This window comes from Streptomyces sp. NPDC006294 (assembly GCF_042870895.1).
GTDB lineage: Bacteria > Actinomycetota > Actinomycetes > Streptomycetales > Streptomycetaceae > Streptomyces.
The window spans coordinates 349,125-365,400 of record NZ_JBIAHV010000007.1 but is presented as its reverse complement, the minus strand read 5'-3'; the positions used below and the strand labels follow the sequence as shown (position 1 = coordinate 365,400).

At 71.2% G+C, this 16,276-nt stretch carries 17 protein-coding genes and 1 pseudogene; 8 read left to right on the top strand and 10 right to left on the bottom strand.

Annotated features, from left to right (window positions below; all coding sequences use genetic code 11):
• Positions 1-22: 22 nt before the first annotated feature.
• A pseudogene (locus tag ACFYOP_RS15265) lies at positions 23-312 on the bottom strand (ATP-binding protein); the annotation flags it as partial.
• Between the two features lie 126 nt (positions 313-438).
• Positions 439-1,650, bottom strand: coding sequence for an NADP-dependent malic enzyme (locus tag ACFYOP_RS15260; RefSeq protein WP_356892202.1), 1,212 nt, complete (start codon positions 1,648-1,650; stop codon positions 439-441).
• A 523-nt stretch (positions 1,651-2,173) separates the two neighbouring features.
• Here ACFYOP_RS15260 and ACFYOP_RS15255 point away from each other — a divergent pair.
• Genes ACFYOP_RS15255 through ACFYOP_RS15245 form a run of 3 tightly spaced genes read left to right on the top strand, consistent with a single transcriptional unit; the run spans position 2,174 to position 4,919 of the window.
• The gene (locus ACFYOP_RS15255; protein ID WP_356892204.1) at positions 2,174-3,121 is read left to right on the top strand and encodes an ABC transporter substrate-binding protein; all 948 of its coding nucleotides are present in this window, start codon (positions 2,174-2,176) and stop codon (positions 3,119-3,121) included.
• Between the two features lie 44 nt (positions 3,122-3,165).
• Positions 3,166-4,146, top strand: a complete 981-nt coding sequence (locus tag ACFYOP_RS15250) for an amino acid ABC transporter permease (RefSeq protein WP_356892206.1) — start codon at positions 3,166-3,168, stop codon at positions 4,144-4,146.
• Positions 4,147-4,166: 20 nt separating this feature from the next.
• On the top strand, positions 4,167-4,919 hold the full coding sequence (locus ACFYOP_RS15245) for an amino acid ABC transporter ATP-binding protein (protein WP_356892552.1): 753 nt from the start codon (positions 4,167-4,169) through the stop codon (positions 4,917-4,919).
• A gap of 96 nt (positions 4,920-5,015) precedes the next feature.
• On the opposite strand, the gene ACFYOP_RS15240 is transcribed toward ACFYOP_RS15245, so the two are convergent.
• On the bottom strand, positions 5,016-5,807 hold the full coding sequence (locus tag ACFYOP_RS15240) for a class I SAM-dependent methyltransferase (RefSeq protein ID WP_388451603.1): 792 nt from the start codon (positions 5,805-5,807) through the stop codon (positions 5,016-5,018).
• Positions 5,808-5,885: 78 nt separating this feature from the next.
• Between ACFYOP_RS15240 and ACFYOP_RS15235 the strand changes: the two genes are divergently transcribed.
• On the top strand, positions 5,886-6,515 hold the full coding sequence (locus ACFYOP_RS15235; protein ID WP_356892208.1) for a CGNR zinc finger domain-containing protein: 630 nt from the start codon (positions 5,886-5,888) through the stop codon (positions 6,513-6,515).
• Here the strand turns inward: ACFYOP_RS15235 and sodX are convergent.
• A complete protein-coding gene (gene sodX, locus ACFYOP_RS15230) occupies positions 6,419-6,913 on the bottom strand; it encodes a nickel-type superoxide dismutase maturation protease (protein ID WP_356892210.1) in 495 nt (164 codons plus the stop codon). The two genes, ACFYOP_RS15235 and sodX, sit on opposite strands and share 97 nt — an antisense overlap.
• 76 nt (positions 6,914-6,989) lie before the next feature.
• Here sodX and sodN point away from each other — a divergent pair, with 76 nt between their 5' ends.
• A complete protein-coding gene (sodN, locus tag ACFYOP_RS15225; protein ID WP_100109020.1) occupies positions 6,990-7,385 on the top strand; it encodes a superoxide dismutase, Ni in 396 nt (131 codons plus the stop codon).
• 168 nt (positions 7,386-7,553) lie between these two features.
• A complete protein-coding gene (locus ACFYOP_RS15220; RefSeq protein WP_356892212.1) occupies positions 7,554-9,053 on the top strand; it encodes a glycosyltransferase family 39 protein in 1,500 nt (499 codons plus the stop codon).
• Positions 9,054-9,077: 24 nt separating this feature from the next.
• On the opposite strand, the gene ACFYOP_RS15215 is transcribed toward ACFYOP_RS15220, so the two are convergent.
• The gene (locus ACFYOP_RS15215; RefSeq protein ID WP_356892214.1) at positions 9,078-10,058 is read right to left on the bottom strand and encodes a LysR family transcriptional regulator; all 981 of its coding nucleotides are present in this window, start codon (positions 10,056-10,058) and stop codon (positions 9,078-9,080) included.
• 195 nt (positions 10,059-10,253) lie between these two features.
• Between ACFYOP_RS15215 and snpA the strand changes: the two genes are divergently transcribed.
• The gene (gene snpA, locus ACFYOP_RS15210; RefSeq protein WP_356892216.1) at positions 10,254-10,925 is read left to right on the top strand and encodes a snapalysin; all 672 of its coding nucleotides are present in this window, start codon (positions 10,254-10,256) and stop codon (positions 10,923-10,925) included.
• A 132-nt stretch (positions 10,926-11,057) separates the two neighbouring features.
• On the opposite strand, the gene ACFYOP_RS15205 is transcribed toward snpA, so the two are convergent.
• The 5 genes from ACFYOP_RS15205 to ACFYOP_RS15185 form a co-directional block, all read right to left on the bottom strand.
• On the bottom strand, positions 11,058-11,504 hold the full coding sequence (locus ACFYOP_RS15205) for a DUF6304 family protein (RefSeq protein WP_356892218.1): 447 nt from the start codon (positions 11,502-11,504) through the stop codon (positions 11,058-11,060).
• Between the two features lie 104 nt (positions 11,505-11,608).
• Positions 11,609-11,860 (bottom strand): hypothetical protein, encoded by a 252-nt coding sequence (locus ACFYOP_RS15200; protein WP_356892220.1) that lies wholly within the window; start codon positions 11,858-11,860, stop codon positions 11,609-11,611.
• A 49-nt stretch (positions 11,861-11,909) separates the two neighbouring features.
• On the bottom strand, positions 11,910-12,491 hold the full coding sequence (locus tag ACFYOP_RS15195; RefSeq protein WP_356892222.1) for a dihydrofolate reductase family protein: 582 nt from the start codon (positions 12,489-12,491) through the stop codon (positions 11,910-11,912).
• 152 nt (positions 12,492-12,643) lie between these two features.
• Positions 12,644-13,675 carry a family 2 encapsulin nanocompartment cargo protein polyprenyl transferase gene (locus ACFYOP_RS15190; protein ID WP_356892556.1) on the bottom strand — a complete coding sequence of 344 codons (1,032 nt, stop codon included), beginning with the start codon at positions 13,673-13,675 and terminating at the stop codon, positions 12,644-12,646.
• A gap of 100 nt (positions 13,676-13,775) precedes the next feature.
• Positions 13,776-15,194, bottom strand: a complete 1,419-nt coding sequence (locus ACFYOP_RS15185; RefSeq protein ID WP_356892224.1) for a family 2B encapsulin nanocompartment shell protein — start codon at positions 15,192-15,194, stop codon at positions 13,776-13,778.
• 148 nt (positions 15,195-15,342) lie between these two features.
• Between ACFYOP_RS15185 and ACFYOP_RS15180 the strand changes: the two genes are divergently transcribed.
• Entirely contained in the window at positions 15,343-16,272 is a 930-nt protein-coding gene (locus ACFYOP_RS15180; RefSeq protein WP_356892226.1) for a pyridoxal-phosphate dependent enzyme, read from the top strand.
• Positions 16,273-16,276 lie beyond the last annotated feature (4 nt).

Sequence of the window (16,276 nt, the reverse complement as noted above, 5' to 3'; positions counted from 1 at the left end):
AGGGTCAGACCCGGGCCGGGGCCGTCAGGCGGCCGCGGCGACGTTCGATCTCCGGCAGGGCGGGGCCGAGCAGCTTCAGCCAGAAGCGCAGGTACGGGTCGACGACCCAGGAGCGCCCGTCCTTCGAAGGGCGGGGGACAGCGGGAGATCGGCGGCAACCAGCCGCCTCTCGGTCAGTGAGGACAGTGATCGCTGGAGCAAGGTACCGGACAGGTCCTGCCGGGCGGGCGATGTTGTGGAGGTGCGCTCACCGCTGCCGATGGCCGTCAGGACGGTCCGGGCCTGGAGCTCCGGGGGGAACTCGGCGGCGAGCCCGACGGCGGTTTCGACCTTGACGAGCCTACCCCCGCCCCGCAGCCACGCCCTCGCCCGCAACGCGAACGGGCCGCGCCGCCCCCCGCACGGGGACAGCGCGGCCCGTCAGGGAACCGCGGCGGATCAGCGCCGGGCCACGCCCTCCGCCCGCGCCGCCGCGGCGACGGCCGCGGTGACCGCGGGGGCGACCCGCTCGTCGAAGGGCGACGGGATCACGTAGTCCGCCGAGAGCGCGTCGCCGACGACGTCCGCCAGCGCGTCCGCCGCCGCGATCTTCATGCCCTCGGTGATGCGGGAGGCCCGCACCTGGAGGGCGCCCGCGAAGATGCCCGGGAAGGCGAGGACGTTGTTGATCTGGTTGGGGTAGTCCGAACGGCCGGTGGCCACGACCGCCGCGTACTTGTGCGCGATGTCGGGGTGGACCTCGGGGTTCGGGTTCGCCATGGCGAAGACGAACGCGCCCGGCGCCATCGACGCGACGGCCGCCTCTGCCACCGTGCCGCCGGAAACGCCGATGAAGACGTCCGCGCCGGCGAGCGCGGTCTCCAGGGATCCGGAAAGCCCGGCCCGGTTGGTGAGCTCGGCGAGCTCGCGCTTGACCGGGGTCAGGTCCTCGCGGTCACGGCTGACGATGCCCTTGCGGTCGGCGACGGCCACGTCACCGAGACCGGCCTCCAGCAGGAACTTCGCGATGGCCACACCGGCCGCGCCGGCGCCGGAGATGACGGCGCGCAGGTCACCCAGCGTGCGCCCGGTCAGCTTCGCGGCGTTGCGCAGGGCGGCGAGGGTCACGACGGCGGTGCCGTGCTGGTCGTCGTGGAAGACGGGGATGTCGAGGCGCTCCTGGAGCTTGCGCTCGATCTCGAAGCACCGGGGCGCCGAGATGTCCTCGAGGTTCACGCCGCCGAAGGACGGCGCCAGCCGCACGACGGTCTCGACGATCTCGTCGGCGTCGGTCGTCGCGAGGGCGATCGGGACCGCGTCGACGCCGCCGAACTGCTTGAAGAGGATCGCCTTCCCCTCCATGACCGGGAGCGACGCCTCCGGTCCGATGTCACCGAGGCCGAGCACCGCCGTGCCGTCGGTGACGACGGCGACGACCTGCGACTTCCATGTGTAGTCGTGGACGAGCTCGGGATTCTCGGCGATGGCGGTGCACACCTTGGCGACACCGGGTGTGTAAGCGAGGGACAGGTCGTCCTTGTTCCGCACCGGCACGGTGGCCTGGACGGCCATCTTGCCGCCGCGGTGCAGCGCGAACGCCGGATCGAAGGGCTCGTCGGCGCTCTCCGTGTCGGCGCTGTCGCTGTGAGGATTGACGATCTCCGCTGCCATTTTTCGTTGACCCCTTAAGTCTTCAAGGTTGAGGGTGGCCACTCCTGGTTGAGGAGGGGTGGGCGGGCACCGCGTCCGTTCCTGCACCAGGCGGTTGGCCCGCCACCGGCAGGGGAGGTACGTACGCGCGGGCGCGCCGCACACGCGCCCTGAGCCCCGGATGAGGGGTGTAAGGGTCCTTCTTACCGGACCGACCGCACCGCGGACGAGTCCATATGCGCGCGGTGACACGGCTCATAGCCACAAACCCGGACAAGCCCACCAGCTGCGGTGGTACCCGTCCAGAAGCCGAGACGGCCGAAGATCTTCCGGCGGGAAGAAGGCTTTCCCGCGAATGGTCCGGCCCTGGTGTACCGGCCCGCGGGGGTTCGGGGGTGACCCGTTACCCGATTTTGACATGCGTGGCCCCCTGAATGGGCTCGTCCGAATGGCAAGATGCCGAAAACACGCAAGGTCGGCGACACTCGAAGACGAGCGCATACGACCTGGTAACACCCACCTCACCCGCCGGAGGACTCCGATCATGACCGCAAGCACCACGCGCCGTACGACCGCCGTGAAGTCCCGGATCGCGGCGGTCAGCGCCATCGCGGTCGCCGGCGCCATGCTGCTGACCGCCTGTGGCGACCAGACGGAAAGCGGATCCAAGGAGTCGGAGACCAAGGGCAACGCGTCCACCGCGCCGCTCCACGACAAGCTCCCCAAGAACATCCGTGACAAGGGCGTCGTAAACGTCGGCTCCGACATCGCGTACGCGCCGATGGAGTTCATGGACGAGAACAACAAGCCGGCCGGTGTCGACATCGACATCGCCAAGGCGCTGGGCAAGGTCCTGGGCGTCGAGTTCAAGTTCGAGAACGCCACGTTCGACCAGCTCGTGCTGGGTATGAACAACGGCCGCACCGACATCGTCATGTCCTCGATGACGGACACCAAGGAGCGTCAGCAGGGCGCGACGGACGACGCCAAGGGCGGCGCCGACTTCGTGAACTACTTCCGCGCCGGCTCGGCGATCCTGGTCCAGAAGGGCAACCCCGAGAAGATCACCACGCTGGACGACCTGTGCGGCCTGACGGTCGCCGCCCAGCGCGGCACGGCCAACGAGACGCTGCTGAACCAGACGCAGAAGAAGTGCGGCGCCGACAAGATCAAGCCGTTCGTCTCCGACCAGGACAGCGACTCGATCACGCAGCTCCAGACCAAGCGTGCCGACGCCGTGATCACCGACTTCCCGGTCGCCCTCTACAACGAGCTGAACGCCGGTGGCGGCAAGCTCTTCGAGGTCGTGGGCGAGCAGATCGACGCCGCGCCGTACGGCATCGCGGTCAGCAAGAAGAACCCGGAGCTGCGCGACGCTCTCCAGGCCGCCGTCCAGAAGATCATCGACGACGGCTCGTACGCCGAGGTGCTGAAGGAGTGGAAGGCCGAGAGCGGCGCCATCGAGAAGGCCACGATCAACGCCGGCAAGTGACGGCCACTCCTCGCCACCACCTCCCCATGTAAGGCAGCAACCCTGTGACTGACCCCCTCGACAAGGCGCCGGCCGACGTTCCACCGGACGGCGGCCAGGGCGGCTCCCCCCGTAAGGTCCCCGCCGCTCACCCGGGACCCATCAAGGCCGTCCCCGTACGCCACTACGGACGCTGGATCGGCGCCGTCGTGGTGCTGGGCCTCCTCGCCCTGCTGGTGCGCGCGTTCGCGGACGCCGAGATCCAGTGGAGCGTGGTCGGTGACCAGATCACCAACGGCACGTTCGCCTGGGGCGCCTGGGAGACCCTGAAGATCACCGTCTACTCGATGGTGATCGGTGTGGTCCTCGGCGCGATCCTCGCGGTGATGAGGCTCTCCCCGAACCCGGTGCTCGCCGGCGTGGCCTATGGCTACATCTGGTTCTTCCGCGGCACTCCGGTGCTGGTGCAGATCCTGCTGTGGTTCAACCTCTCGCTGGTCTTCGGCTATCTCGACCTCGGTTTCATCTACAAGGACGAGATGAACCAGGTGATGACGCCGTTCGTGGCGGCGTTGCTGGCCCTCGGCCTGAACGAGGCCGCGTACATGGCCGAGATCTGCCGCGCCGGCATCCAGTCGGTCGACTCGGGTCAGACCGAGGCGGCGCAGGCGCTGGGCATGAAGGGCGGCAAGACGATGCGCCGCATCGTGCTGCCGCAGGCCATGCGGGTGATCATCCCGCCGACCGGCAACGAGTTCATCAACATGCTCAAGACCTCCTCGCTGGCGTTCGCCATCGGGTACGGCGAGCTGTTCCTGCGGGGCCGTGAATTCGGCTCCCGGACGCTCGCCATCATGGAGGGCTACATCGTGATCTCGCTCTGGTACCTGGCGCTGACGACCGTGTTCAGCATCGGCCAGTACTACCTGGAGCGGCATTACGCCCGCGGTTCGAGCCGCTCGCTTCCGCCGACGCCGCTGCAGCGTCTGCGCAAGCAGCTGTCCTCGTTCCGTGTGCAGAGCAACGTCGGAGGCGTGAAGGTATGAAGTCCCAGTCGACGCAGCCGATGGTGCAGGCCGAGAACGTCCACAAGTCGTTCGGCCATCTGAAGGTGCTCAAGGGCATCGATCTCGAGGTCGCGCACCGTGAGGTGTTCTGCCTGGTCGGCCCGTCCGGTTCCGGCAAGTCCACCTTCCTGCGGTGCATCAACCACCTGGAGCAGATCAACGGCGGCCGGCTCTCGGTCGACGGGCAGCTGGTGGGCTACCGCGAGAAGGGCGACAAGCTCTACGAGCTGAAGGAGCGGGAGGTCGCGGCGCAGCGCAGGGACATCGGCATGGTCTTCCAGCGCTTCAACCTCTTCCCGCACATGACGGCTCTCGCGAACGTCATGGAGGCTCCGGTCCAGGTCAAGGGCGAGTCCAGGGCCGTCGCGCGCGAGCGTGCGCTCAAGCTGCTGGACCGGGTGGGCCTGGCCGACAAGGCCGGGAACTACCCGACCCAGCTCTCCGGCGGCCAGCAGCAGCGTGTCGCCATCGCCCGTGCGCTGGCGATGGAGCCGAAGCTGATGCTCTTCGACGAGCCGACGTCGGCCCTCGACCCCGAGCTGGTGGGCGAGGTCCTCGATGTGATGCGCGGCCTGGCGGAGGACGGCATGACGATGATCGTCGTGACCCACGAGATGGGCTTCGCCCGCGAGGTCGGTGACGCGCTCGTCTTCATGGACGACGGCGTGGTGGTCGAGTCCGGCCACCCGCGGGACGTGCTCGGCAACCCGCAGCACGAGCGGACGAAGTCGTTCCTGTCGAAGGTGCTGTAGGCACGAGGCGCCGCGGGTGACGGTGAAGGGGCGGTACGGATCTCATGTCCGTACCGCCCCTTCTTCCGTTCCCGCCCTGCCGTCCGCTGCGGCGGGCTACTTCAGCGCCAGCACCAGCGCGTCGCTCGGCGACGCCCACACCGGGCGGGCCTCGTCGAAGCCGGCCGCGCGCAGGGTCTCGGCGTGCCACCGGGCGGAGGGGGTGTCGCCGTCGGCGTGCTCGCCGTAGATGCGGAACCGTTCCGCGGTGGGCTCCGCGAGGGCCGGGTCCTCGGCGGCGAGCGCCCACCATTCGGCCCAGTCGAGGGCGCCGGCCGCCTTCGCCCGCTCCATGCCGTCGTGCCGGTGGGCGCGCTCGGCGGCGTTGATGCGCGGTGTGGACTCGTCCTTCATGTGGTCGGCGTTCATGAAGACGCCGCCGTCACGCACCAGGGCGGCGAGCTGCCCGTAGAGGACGGCGAGCGGTTCGCTGTGCAGCCAGTGCAGGGCGGTGGCGGTGAGCACCGCGTCGTACTCGGCGTGCGGCAGGGTCGCCGTCCAGGCCGGGTCCTTGAGGTCGGCGGTGACGAAGGTGACGCGCTCGTCCCCGGCGAAGTGGCCCCGGGCGATGGTCAGCAGCGCGGGGTCGAGGTCCACCCCGGTGCTCGTGGCCTTCGGGAACCGCCTCAGCAGCCGGTCCGTGATACTTCCCGTACCGCAGGCGAGGTCCAGCACCCGCGGCTCGGGGCCGACCGTGGCCCCGATCATGTCGAGCATCACCCGGAACCGCTCCTCGCGGTCGGGCATGTACCACTCCTGCTGGCGGTCCCAGCTCTGCTGCCAGGCCGCCCAGTCGGCGCCGGCCGCGGCATCCGCCCCAGCACCCGTTCCCGTCTCGGTCGTACTCACCGGAACCCTCCCGTCCGTAATACCCTCGAAGCAAAAGCAGCCGTTACCAGCCTAGAATGTCTGCGGTAAGGACTACAAGTGGAACTGGCCTATTACTCGGACTACGCCGTGCGCCTGGTCAACACCGAGGAGCCGGCTCGCAACAAGGACTCCCTCACCTCGGTCGAGTCCGTCCGCGAGCTCTTCGGCGAGTCGACCCAGGCCGCACGCCGCGTAGGCGACTCCGACGTCACCCGCTTCCGGTCGGTACGCGGCCGGCTGCGCGCGGTCTTCGCCGCGGCGGACGCGGGCGAGGAGACCCAGGCCGTCGACCTGCTCAACTCGCTGCTGCTGGAGTTCCCCGTCAGCCCGCAGATCTCCGGGCACGACTACCGCGACGACGACGGCCGGCCCAAGTGGCACATGCACCTCGCCGACCACCCCTCCAACGCGACGGCGGGGTACGCCGCGATCGCCGCGATGGGACTCGCCTTCCACCTCACCGAGTACGGCGTCGACCGCCTCGGCCTGTGCGAGGCGACCCCCTGCCGCAACGCCTACCTCGACACGTCCACCAACCGCTCGCGCCGCTACTGCTCCGACCGCTGCGCGACCCGTGCCAACGTGGCCGCCTACCGCGCGCGCAAACGCCTGGAGACCGAGCGGTCGGCGAGCACGGGCCGCACGGCCGACGCCAGCCAGACGACGACGCCGAGCACCGACCGCTGATCCGGGCCGAGCGGCCGGAACCGGCTGCGCACCCGCCCGAGCAGCAGCTCGGGCGGCACCACTCCGAACACCCGGCTGTCACCGTCCGCGCCGGGGTTGTCGCCGAGCACCCACCAGCCCTCGTCGCGCCGCTCGGCCAGCCGCTTGACGATGAGGAGATCCTGCTGGAGCGGGTGGCGGAGCACCGCGACGTCGCCCGCGCGGAACGCGGCGCGGTAGTCGACCAGCAGCTGGTCCCCGTGCACCAGCGTCGGCACCATCGAGGGCCCCGTCACCTCGGCGAACCCGAATCGCGCCCTCGGCTCCTGCCACTGCTCAGTCATCAGCCACCTCCGGCTCCCCACTGTATGTTCGGCCACCCGCCCGACACGGACCCCGGACTTTTGACCTAAGCCCATGGGGGCACCCGCCAAAACCGGTCCCCTACGGAGTAATGTCCCACCTGAGAAGACGATCACGAGGAAGGACAGCTCAATGCTCTCCCGCCTGTTTGCCCCCAAGGTGAAGGTCAGCGCCCACTGCGACCTGCCCTGCGGTGTGTACGACCCGGCCCAGGCCCGCATCGAGGCGGAGTCGGTCAAGGCCGTCCAGGAGAAGTACCAGGCCAACGAGGACCCGCACTTCCGCGCCCGCGCCACGGTCATCAAGGAGCAGCGCGCGGAGCTCGCCAAGCACCACGTCTCGGTGCTGTGGAGCGACTACTTCAAGCCGCCGCACTTCGAGAAGTACCCCGAGCTGCACCAGCTCATCAACGACACGCTGAAGGCGCTCTCGGCCGCCAAGGGGTCGACCGACCCGGCGACCGGCCAGAAGGCTCTGGACTACATCGCCCAGATCGACAAGATCTTCTGGGAGACCAAGAAGGCCTGACACCACGTCGGCTTCCCGCACCCGGCCCGCGAGACTCCTCACCGGAGTCCCTGCGGGCCGGGTGCGGTCGTATGGGGCAACAACGGGACGTGCGCACTCCGGTGCCGGGGCGGTGGAGGAGGAGCCATCGAGCTTCAGGAGCAGGTCCCGGTCGGGGGCCGGTCGGCGGTGGCGCCGCCGGCCGGACCGGAGAGGCGGGGCGGGGCGGCGGCCTTTCTCGCCCCGGCCGTGCTCGCCCTGGCGCTCGGGCTGTGGGGCATCACCCGGCAGGGCACGATGTGGCGCGACGAGTCCGTCACCTACCAGGTCGCCCATCGCGGCCCGGCCGAGATCTGGGCGCTACTGGGCAACGCCGACGCGGTGCACGGGCTCTACTACTTCGTCATGCACGCCCTCTACTCCGTCTGGGAGGGCGGGCTCGTCACGCTCCGGCTGCCGTCGGTCCTGGCCGTGGCGGCGGCCGCCGGGCTGGTCGGGCTGACGGCGTCCCGGATCGCCGGACGCCGGGCGGGGGTGGTCAGCGGGCTGGTGTTCGCGCTCACCCCGGAGGTGCAGATGTACGCGCAGGAGGGGCGCTCCTACGCGATGGTCTGCGCCCTGGTCGCGCTCGCCACGTATCTCCTCGCCCGCGCGCTGACCGGATCGTCCGGGCGGCCCGGCCGGATCGTGTACCCGCTCGCCCTTCTCGGGGCGGCCTGGCTGCACGAGTTCGCCGTGCTCGCGCTGCTGGCGCACGGGGTGACCGTGGCGTCGGCCCGTACCAGCCCGCGGATCAGGCGCTGGTGGGCGGGGGCGGCCGGGGCCGTGGCGATCGGTGTGGCGCCGCTCGTCGTGTGGAGCGCGGGCCAGTCCGGCCAGGTGTCCTGGATCGGCGGGCCCAAGCCCCGGGAGTGGCTGGAGATCACGGGCGTGGCCCTCCTCGCCGTCCTGTGCGCCAAGCACACCGCCTCCGGCGCAGGCACCGACCCCCGGGGCTCCGGCCCCGGTCCGGGGACCGTGCACCGGCTGGCGCTGCCCCTGGCGGTCCTGCCGACGGGCCTGCTCCTGCTGGCCGCCGTCCACGAGCCCCTGTACGTCGACCGGTACGTCCTCTTCACCCAGGTCGGCGTCTCCCTGCTCGTCGGCGCCGCGATCAGCCGGCTCCGCACGCGGGTGTCGGCCCTCGCGCCGCTGCGCCGCCGGCTTCCGCGCGCCGCGGCAGTCGGCGCGGTGGCGGCCGCGGTTCTGGTCGCGCTCACCCCGGTGACGCTGCAGATGCGCACACCGGACAGCCGGAAGGACGACGTGACGGCCGTCGCCGAGGAGGTGGAACGGGTCTCCGCGCCGGGTGACGGCGTCGTCTTCACCCCCTCACGCCGGCGCGAGTGGCGGCTGTCCTACCCCGCCGAGTACGCGGGCCTGGTGGATCTCGCCCTGAAGTCCGGACCCACCGCCTCGGCTTCGCTCCAGGGCGAGGAGCTGCCGGCCGCGGAGATCCGCCGCCGTATGCAGTCCATGGACCGGATCGTGGTGCTGAGCGATCCCCCGGACCAGCCGGAGGACGCCGTCGAGCAGGAGGCGGTCAAACGCGAGGTGCTGCGCACCCGGTTCCGGGCGTGCTCGCGAACCCTGCTGAAGGGTGCTCAGGTCACGCTCTACGTCCGGTCGGGGACCTGCCCGGTCGGGTAGTCGACCCGCGCCGTGCCCCGCGGGTCACGCGGCCGGTATCGGGGCGGACGCCGTCGCCGCGAGGAGCGGGCTCTTGTGCCGCAGCAGCCACTGCCGGTACGCGGCCGCCCGCAGCGCCGCCTCGCGGTACGCGGCGGTCAGGTCCGCGTACACCGCCTCGTACAGCTCGGCGGACGGCCCCGGTCTGGAGTACAGCAGCAGCCGTACGGCGATGGGGTCGCCGCGCAGCGGGCGGACGGCCGTGTCGTCGCGCGGCAGGGACGTCGGCTGGCAGAGAGCGACCGCCTCGCCGACGGCGATCAGCGAGGCCGCGGTGTGGTAATCGCCGTGCAGGACGGGCGGATCGATGTCCGCGGCGCACAGCACCCGGCGCAGCCCGTCCCACTCGCCGTCCACGGTCGGATCGACCATCCAGCGGTCGCGCGCCAAGTCGGTGACGTCCACGACGGCGGCCGCGGCGGCCGGGTGGTCGCGCGCCAGGCAGACGAACTGCGGTTCGCGCTCGACGAGTACGCGTAACACCAGCCCGTCGGGCACCAGCAGGGGGTACCCCTCCACCTCGTGCACGAAGGCGACGTCGAGCTGGCCGGCGGCGACCATCCGCAGCAGCGCGTTGGCGGACACGTCCACGTGGAGCGAGATGTCGGTGCCCGGCAGCCGCTGGCGCAGCCGGCGCAGCCAGCCGGCGAGCGCCCGGCTCGCGGTCGAGCCGATGCGCAGCAGCGGGCCACCCTCCCCCGCCGCGGCGGCCTTCGCCTCCACGACGAGGGCGCTCATCTCCGCGACGAGCGGCCGGGCCCGGCTCAGTACGGCACGGCCGAGCGGCGTCGGCCGGCAGCCGGTGCGCTCCCGGGCGAACAGCGCGGCGCCCAGGAAGTTCTCGATACGGCGCAGCTGGGTCGTCAAGGACGGCTGACTGACGCCGAGCTGCCGGGCTGCCTTGTGCACGCTGCCGGTGTCGGCGATGGCGCACAGCGCGCGCAGATGCCTCACCTCGAGCTCCATGCAGCCGAGCGTAGGGCCGCATCAACTGCCACACCAGACACCCTAGTCGGGGCAGGACGGGGCGGATCGGGACAGGCCGTGTCGCCGTGGGGGATGCGCTCGCGCTATCGGCCACTGGCATCATCCGCCGGGGGCACACCCGCCCCAAGACTCTGGGCTACCGAAGTTCGTTCAACGGACGAGTAGGAGCCCCCCATGCGTCACCCCAGAGCGTTGATCTCCGCCGCCCTCGGCCTCGGCCTTGCCGCCGCCCTCGGCACCGCACCCGCCACCGCCGCCAACTCCCCCGCGGCCGCGGTGACATCCTCCTCGCACTCCGCGCCCGCCTCGTACGCCGCGTACGAAGGCTCCGCGGAGGACGCGAGGGCCACCCGGGCCTTCTTCGACGCCGTCGTGAAGTCGGTCGCCGAGAAGCGCGCCGCCAAGCCGTCGGGCGCGCAGGCAGTGACCGTCGTCTACAACGCGAGGAACGCGCCCAGCTTCCGCACCCAGATATCGCGCAGCACCCAGATCTGGAACAGCTCGGTCAGCAATGTCCGGCTGGTCGAGGGCTCGGGCGCCGACTTCGCCTACTACGAGGGCAACGACTCACGCGGCTCGTACGCCAGCACCGACGGGCACGGCCGCGGCTACATCTTCCTGGACTACCGGCAGAACCAGCAGTACAACTCCACCCGCGTCACGGCCCATGAGACCGGGCACGTGCTCGGGCTGCCGGACCATTACTCGGGTCCGTGCAGCGAGCTGATGTCGGGCGGCGGCCCCGGCACGTCCTGCCAGAACGCCTACCCGGACTCCCAGGAGCGTTCCCGGGTGAACCAGCTGTGGGCCAACGGGCTCGCGGCCGCGATCGCCAAGGTCTCCTGACACCGGCCGGGCCGCGGTCCGGGGGCGCCCCGCAGTGCACGGCGGGGCGCTCCGTCGCGTCCAGGTGCCGCCCGGCTCGCGGCTCAAGGGCGCGTGCTGGGCCGGACCGGGATTGCGGGGTACCGGCCCCGGTCAGGTTCCCGCCGGCTCGCGCTGCCCCATACGGGCGCCGGGCGGCAGTTGGCGGCCGATGCGGCTGAGCGCGTCGTTGAAGTCTCCGTCCCCGACGCCCGCCTCGTACGCGGCGCCGCCGTAGTGCAGCGTGAGGTTGAGGTCCGCCCGGTCGAGGGGCGGGTCGCCCGCGGTGGGCTCACCCAGTGTCAGCAGGCAGCTGAGCGTGGCCTGCTGGACCGCGCCGTCCGTGGTGCGGACGGGCAGCGGCATGTCCCACTCCAGGACACACGAGGCCAACACGTCGGACGCGCCCACCGCCGTGAGAGCGGCGAAGGTCGCCCCTTCGTAATCAACACCCCTGATGCTTGTGCGCAGTTGGCCGGCGCTCGCCGATATGGTGACCGATTCCGCGCCCTGCCGGTCGCGGTACCAGCCCGCCCAGGCTTCCGTAGACTCCGATGACATGCGCGGACTGTAGCGGTACGGCCGCGCGGGCCGCGCCCCAGGTGCCCCCTCAGTCGCTTGTCAGGCTCTCCGGACGTTGCGTCGCCCACCGGCCGGACACGCCTTCAGGATGTTCCCGACTCCCGGCCGGCCGGGTCGCCCGGGTTTCCGGAGGACGCGTCGCCGGCCTCCGGCGGCACATAGCGCGGGCAGTCGGGGTTGCGGCAGGGGCCCGGCTTCCACACCGGGACATACGTCCCCAGCGTCTTGTGCCGCTTCGCCACCGCGACCACCGGCTGACCGCATTCGGGGCACTTGTACAAGTGCTCGGGGTCATGACTGGTACCAGACGGTTCAGGTGCTTTCTTGCTGCCCATAAGTCCAGAATATGCCCGTACGCTCCGCTCCGGCGGCGCGGCCCGCCCGTCAGCCCTTCCGGCCGTACTGCCTGACGATCACGCCGTTGTCGAAGGCCCGCACCGAGTCCAGCGAGAAGTCGGCGATCTGGAACGGCGACGCGAACATGGGCATGCCGGACCCGAGCACGACCGGGTAGGTCTTGATGACGAGCTCGTCGACCTCACCGATGAGCTGACCCGCGAGGCTGGCGCCCCCGCAGAGGTAGATGTCGAGACCCTCCTCCTTCTTGAGCTCGCGGACCGCGTCCACCACATCGCCGGAGACGATGCGCACGTTGGGGTCCGGCGACTCCTGGATGGAGGCCGACGCCACATATTCACGCAGGTGCGCGTACGGGCTGGCTATGCCGGCCTTCAGCGCCAGGTCGTAGCTGGCGCGCCCCTGGATGACCGTGTCGTACCTGCTGTTGGGAACGTCGTCGACACCCAGGGCGCGGCGGGCCGCGGTGGGCAGAGTGTCGGGGCACTCGCTCCTGAGGTACTCCAGGAAGTCGCCGGTCGCGAGCCGGGTGAAGAAGTCCGCCTCACCGTCGGGCGCCCCGATGAAGCCGTCGATGGAGGCCGCCATGAAGTAGCTGAGCTTTCGCACTCTGATCCTCTGTCCGTCGGGATACCGATGAGGCGGTCGACGGCCCTGCGAACCGGGCGCTGACCACTTCGGTCATAGTGCTTCGGCTGCAGTCGTCACGCAAGTGGTTTTGCGCGGAGGACCGCGGAGGAACACGGAGGTCCGGCGACTCCTCAGCGGTCCCGGCGGGTGACGAACTCGGCCAGCGACAACAGGTCCCCCGCCGCCGCCAGGTCGGGCACCGCCCGTGCCAGCTCACCGACCGCCCTGGACATCCGGTCCCCGGCCTGCAGCTGGGCCCAGTCCCGGCCGCCGGCCCGCTCCACGGCTTCGGCGGCGCGGCGGACCGCCGACGCGTTCATCGGGCCCCGGTACAGCTCGGCCAGCTCGGCGCCGGCCGCGGTGCCCGAGGTCAGGGCAGCGACGACCGGGAGGGACTTCTTGTGCGCGGCGAGATCCGCGCCGGCCGGTTTGCCCGTCCGCTCCGGGTCCCCCCAGATTCCGATGAGATCGTCGATGAGCTGGAAGGCCAGGCCCGCCTCCCGGCCGAAGGCGTCCATCGCCGCGGCCTCCTCGTCCCCCGCGCCCGCGTACAGCGCGCCGAGCGCACAGGCGCAGCCGAGCAGGGCCCCGGTCTTGGCCGTCGCCATCGCCAGGCACTCCTCCAGCGTGACCTCCTGCGGCAGGCGCTCCTCGAAGGCGCAGTCGGCCTGCTGCCCCGCGCACAGTTCGATGACGCACGCGCTCAGCCGCACCGAGGCCGCCGCGGCGGCCGGGTGCCCGTCGCCGGCGAGCAGTCCGAGCGCGAGCGCCGACATGGCGTCCCCGGCGACGATGGCGTCGGGGACGCCGAAGACGCTCCACGCGGTGGGCCGGTGCCTGCGACTGGGGTCCTCGTCGATCACGTCGTCGTGCAGCAGGCTGAAGTTGTGCACGAGCTCCACGGCGGCGGCCGCCCCCACCGCCTGTCGCGGGTCACCGCCGAGTGCCCGGCCGGCGGCGAACACCAGCGCCGGCCTGACGGCCTTGCCGGCGGGCCCGGTGGCCGGGGTGCCGTCGGCCAGCTCCCAGCCGAAGTGGTAGCTCGCGACCCGCCGCAGGGACGCGGGCAGCGACGCGACGGCGGAGCGGAGTCGGGGGTCGACGGCACTGCGGCTGCGCTCGAGGAGGTCGGCGGCGTCACGGCCCTCGACGGTGTCCGGCATGGTCAACTGGGCAGTCCTTTCGCGATGGCGGCTCCGCTCCTCGCGGGCGGGAACGCGGCGGCGTGGCCGCGCCCCCGGAGGTCACGTCGTGGCGGGCACGTCACTGCCAGCGGCTCACCTCCACGTTCTCCAGGACGCCGAGCGCGTCCGGGACGAGCACGGCCGCCGAGTAGTAGGCCGTGACCAGGTACGAGATGATCGCCTGCTCGTCGATGCCCATGAAGCGCACCGACAGGCTCGGCTCGATCTCGTCCGGGATGCCGCTCTGCTGGAGCCCGACGACACCCTGCTCCTCCTCACCCGTACGCATGCAGATGATCGAGGTCGTCCGGGCGTCGGAGACCGGGATCTTGTTGCACGGGAAGATCGGCACACCGCGCCAGGCGGGCACCTTGGTACCCCCGACGTCCACGCTCTCGGGGACCAGTCCGCGCCTGTTGCACTCGCGGCCGAAGGCGGCGATGGCGCGCGGGTGGGCGAGGAAGAGCTTCGAACCGCGGCGCCGCGAGAGCAGTTCGTCCATGTCGTCGGGGCTGGGCACACCGTCGTGCGGCTGCAGCCGCTGCCCGTAGTCGCAGTTGTTGAGCAGGCCGAACTCGCGGTTGTTGACCAGCTCGTGCTCCTGCCGCTCGCGCAGTGCCTCGACGGTCAGCCGCAGCTGCTGCTCCGTCTGGTTCATCGGCTGGTTGTAGAGGTCCGCGACCCGGCTGTGCACCTTCAGCACGGTCTGGGCGACGCTCAGTTCGTACTCCCGCGGCGCCGCCTCGTAGTCCACGTAGGTGTGCGGCACGACGGCTTCGCCGACATGGCCGGCCGACAGGTCGATCTCCGCCTCGCCGTACTTGTTCGTCCGCTGGTGGGGGATCGAGGCCAGGTGCGCCAGATGGGTGCGCAGCGACTCCGCCCGCTCCGCGAGGTTGAGCACGTCGGCCCTGGTCAGGACCAGGGCCGTACACGCGGTCGCGGCACGTGCGGTGTACTGCCAGACAGCGTCGCCGTCCAGCAGCGCCTGATCGCCGAAGTAGGAACCGTCGGCGAGGACTTCGACCACCGCCTCGTCCCCGTAGGGCCCCTCGCCGACCTTCTCCACCCTGCCGTGGGCGAGGAGGAAGACCTTGTCCGCCGCCTCCCCGCCGGTCGCCAGAACCTGCCCCGCCTCGAACTCCCGCTGCTCGCACCGCTGCGCGAGCTCGGCGAGCGCCGCCTCGTCGTCGAAGTGCCGCAGCGCGGGCAGCTCCCCGAGCTCCGCGGGGATCACCTGGACCCGGTCCCCGGTCTGGACGAAGGTGACCCGCCCGTCGCCGACCGCATAGCTGAGGCGGCGGTTCACCCGGTAGGTGCCGCCCTGGACCTGCACCCACGGCAGCATCCGCAGCAGCCACCGCGAGCTGATCTCCTGCATCTGCGGGACGGACTTGGTGGTGGTTGCGAGATTCCGTGCCGCGGCGGTGCCGAGACTCTGCTGGGGTGACGGGTCACGCACGTCCTCGCCTACGGAAACGACCGGACCAACCGTCATGAGACTCCCTCTCGATCATGTGCTGACCTGCAGAAGAGAGCCTGTCATCGCGGTCTGTAAGTACGCCATTACACAAATGAGTGTGACTGAATCACCGTGGACCTGGGCAGCAGTGGGACTCGTTCGCCTGTCCGGCCAGAATGACTCCATGCCGCACAGACCGCCCGAGCCCGCCGCCGTGCTGCGGCCCCGGCTGCCGTCACCGCTGCAGCCGGTCGAGGACGATCGTTTCTCGCGGCACGGGGTGCGGCTGCTCCTCAAGCGCGACGACCTGATCCACCCGGACCTGCCGGGCAACAAGTGGCGGAAGCTGGCCCCGAATCTGCGGGCCGCCGCCGGCCGGCCGGTGCTGACGTTCGGCGGCGCCTACTCCAACCATCTGCGCGCGACGGCCGCCGCGGGCCGGCTCCTCGGCTTCCCCACCATCGGCGTCGTACGGGGCGACGAACTCGCCACGCGCCCCCTGAACCCCTCCCTGGCCCGGTGCGCCGCCGACGGTATGCGGCTGCTGTTCGTGGACCGCACGACCTACCGCGCCAAGGACGACCCCCGAACACTGGCCCGGATACTCGGGCGGGCGGCGACGGACGACGTGTACGTGGTCCCCGAGGGGGGCAGCAACACGCTCGCCGCCACCGGCTGCGCCGAACTCGGCCGCGAACTGCGCGGCCGCGCCGACGTGGTGGCCGTCGCCTGCGGCACGGGCGGCACCCTCGCAGGGCTGGCCGCCGGCCTGGACGACGGACAGCGGGCCGTCGGCTTCCCGGTCCTGAGGGGCGGCTTCCTGGCCGGGGCGGTGCGCACCCTCCAGGACGCGGCCTTCGCAGGCCCGGCCGGCGACTGGTCGCTGGACGAGCGGTTCCACTTCGGCGGATACGCCCGTACGACTCCGGCGCTCGACCGGTTCGCGGCGGACTTCCGGGCCCGCCACGGGCTGCCCGTGGAGCGCGTCTACGTCGCCAAGATGCTCTACGGACTGGTGGAGCTCGCCGCGAAGGGCGCCTTCGCGCCCGGTACGGCCGTCGCGGCGGTCGTCACCGGCCAGGAGGACGGATCGGCCCCCGACCGCACCGGGTGACGGA

Coding starts and splice junctions, on each gene's coding strand:
- ACFYOP_RS15260 (WP_356892202.1), bottom strand. CDS start 1,650: ATGGCAGCGGAGATCGTCAATCCTCACAGCGACAGCGCCGACACGGAG.
- ACFYOP_RS15255 (WP_356892204.1), top strand. CDS start 2,174: ATGACCGCAAGCACCACGCGCCGTACGACCGCCGTGAAGTCCCGGATC.
- ACFYOP_RS15245 (WP_356892552.1), top strand. CDS start 4,167: ATGGTGCAGGCCGAGAACGTCCACAAGTCGTTCGGCCATCTGAAGGTG.
- sodX (WP_356892210.1), bottom strand. CDS start 6,913: ATGGGCTTAGGTCAAAAGTCCGGGGTCCGTGTCGGGCGGGTGGCCGAA.
- sodN (WP_100109020.1), top strand. CDS start 6,990: ATGCTCTCCCGCCTGTTTGCCCCCAAGGTGAAGGTCAGCGCCCACTGC.
- ACFYOP_RS15215 (WP_356892214.1), bottom strand. CDS start 10,058: ATGGAGCTCGAGGTGAGGCATCTGCGCGCGCTGTGCGCCATCGCCGAC.
- snpA (WP_356892216.1), top strand. CDS start 10,254: ATGCGTCACCCCAGAGCGTTGATCTCCGCCGCCCTCGGCCTCGGCCTT.
- ACFYOP_RS15205 (WP_356892218.1), bottom strand. CDS start 11,504: ATGTCATCGGAGTCTACGGAAGCCTGGGCGGGCTGGTACCGCGACCGG.
- ACFYOP_RS15200 (WP_356892220.1), bottom strand. CDS start 11,860: ATGGGCAGCAAGAAAGCACCTGAACCGTCTGGTACCAGTCATGACCCC.
- ACFYOP_RS15190 (WP_356892556.1), bottom strand. CDS start 13,675: ATGCCGGACACCGTCGAGGGCCGTGACGCCGCCGACCTCCTCGAGCGC.
- ACFYOP_RS15185 (WP_356892224.1), bottom strand. CDS start 15,194: ATGACGGTTGGTCCGGTCGTTTCCGTAGGCGAGGACGTGCGTGACCCG.
- ACFYOP_RS15180 (WP_356892226.1), top strand. CDS start 15,343: ATGCCGCACAGACCGCCCGAGCCCGCCGCCGTGCTGCGGCCCCGGCTG.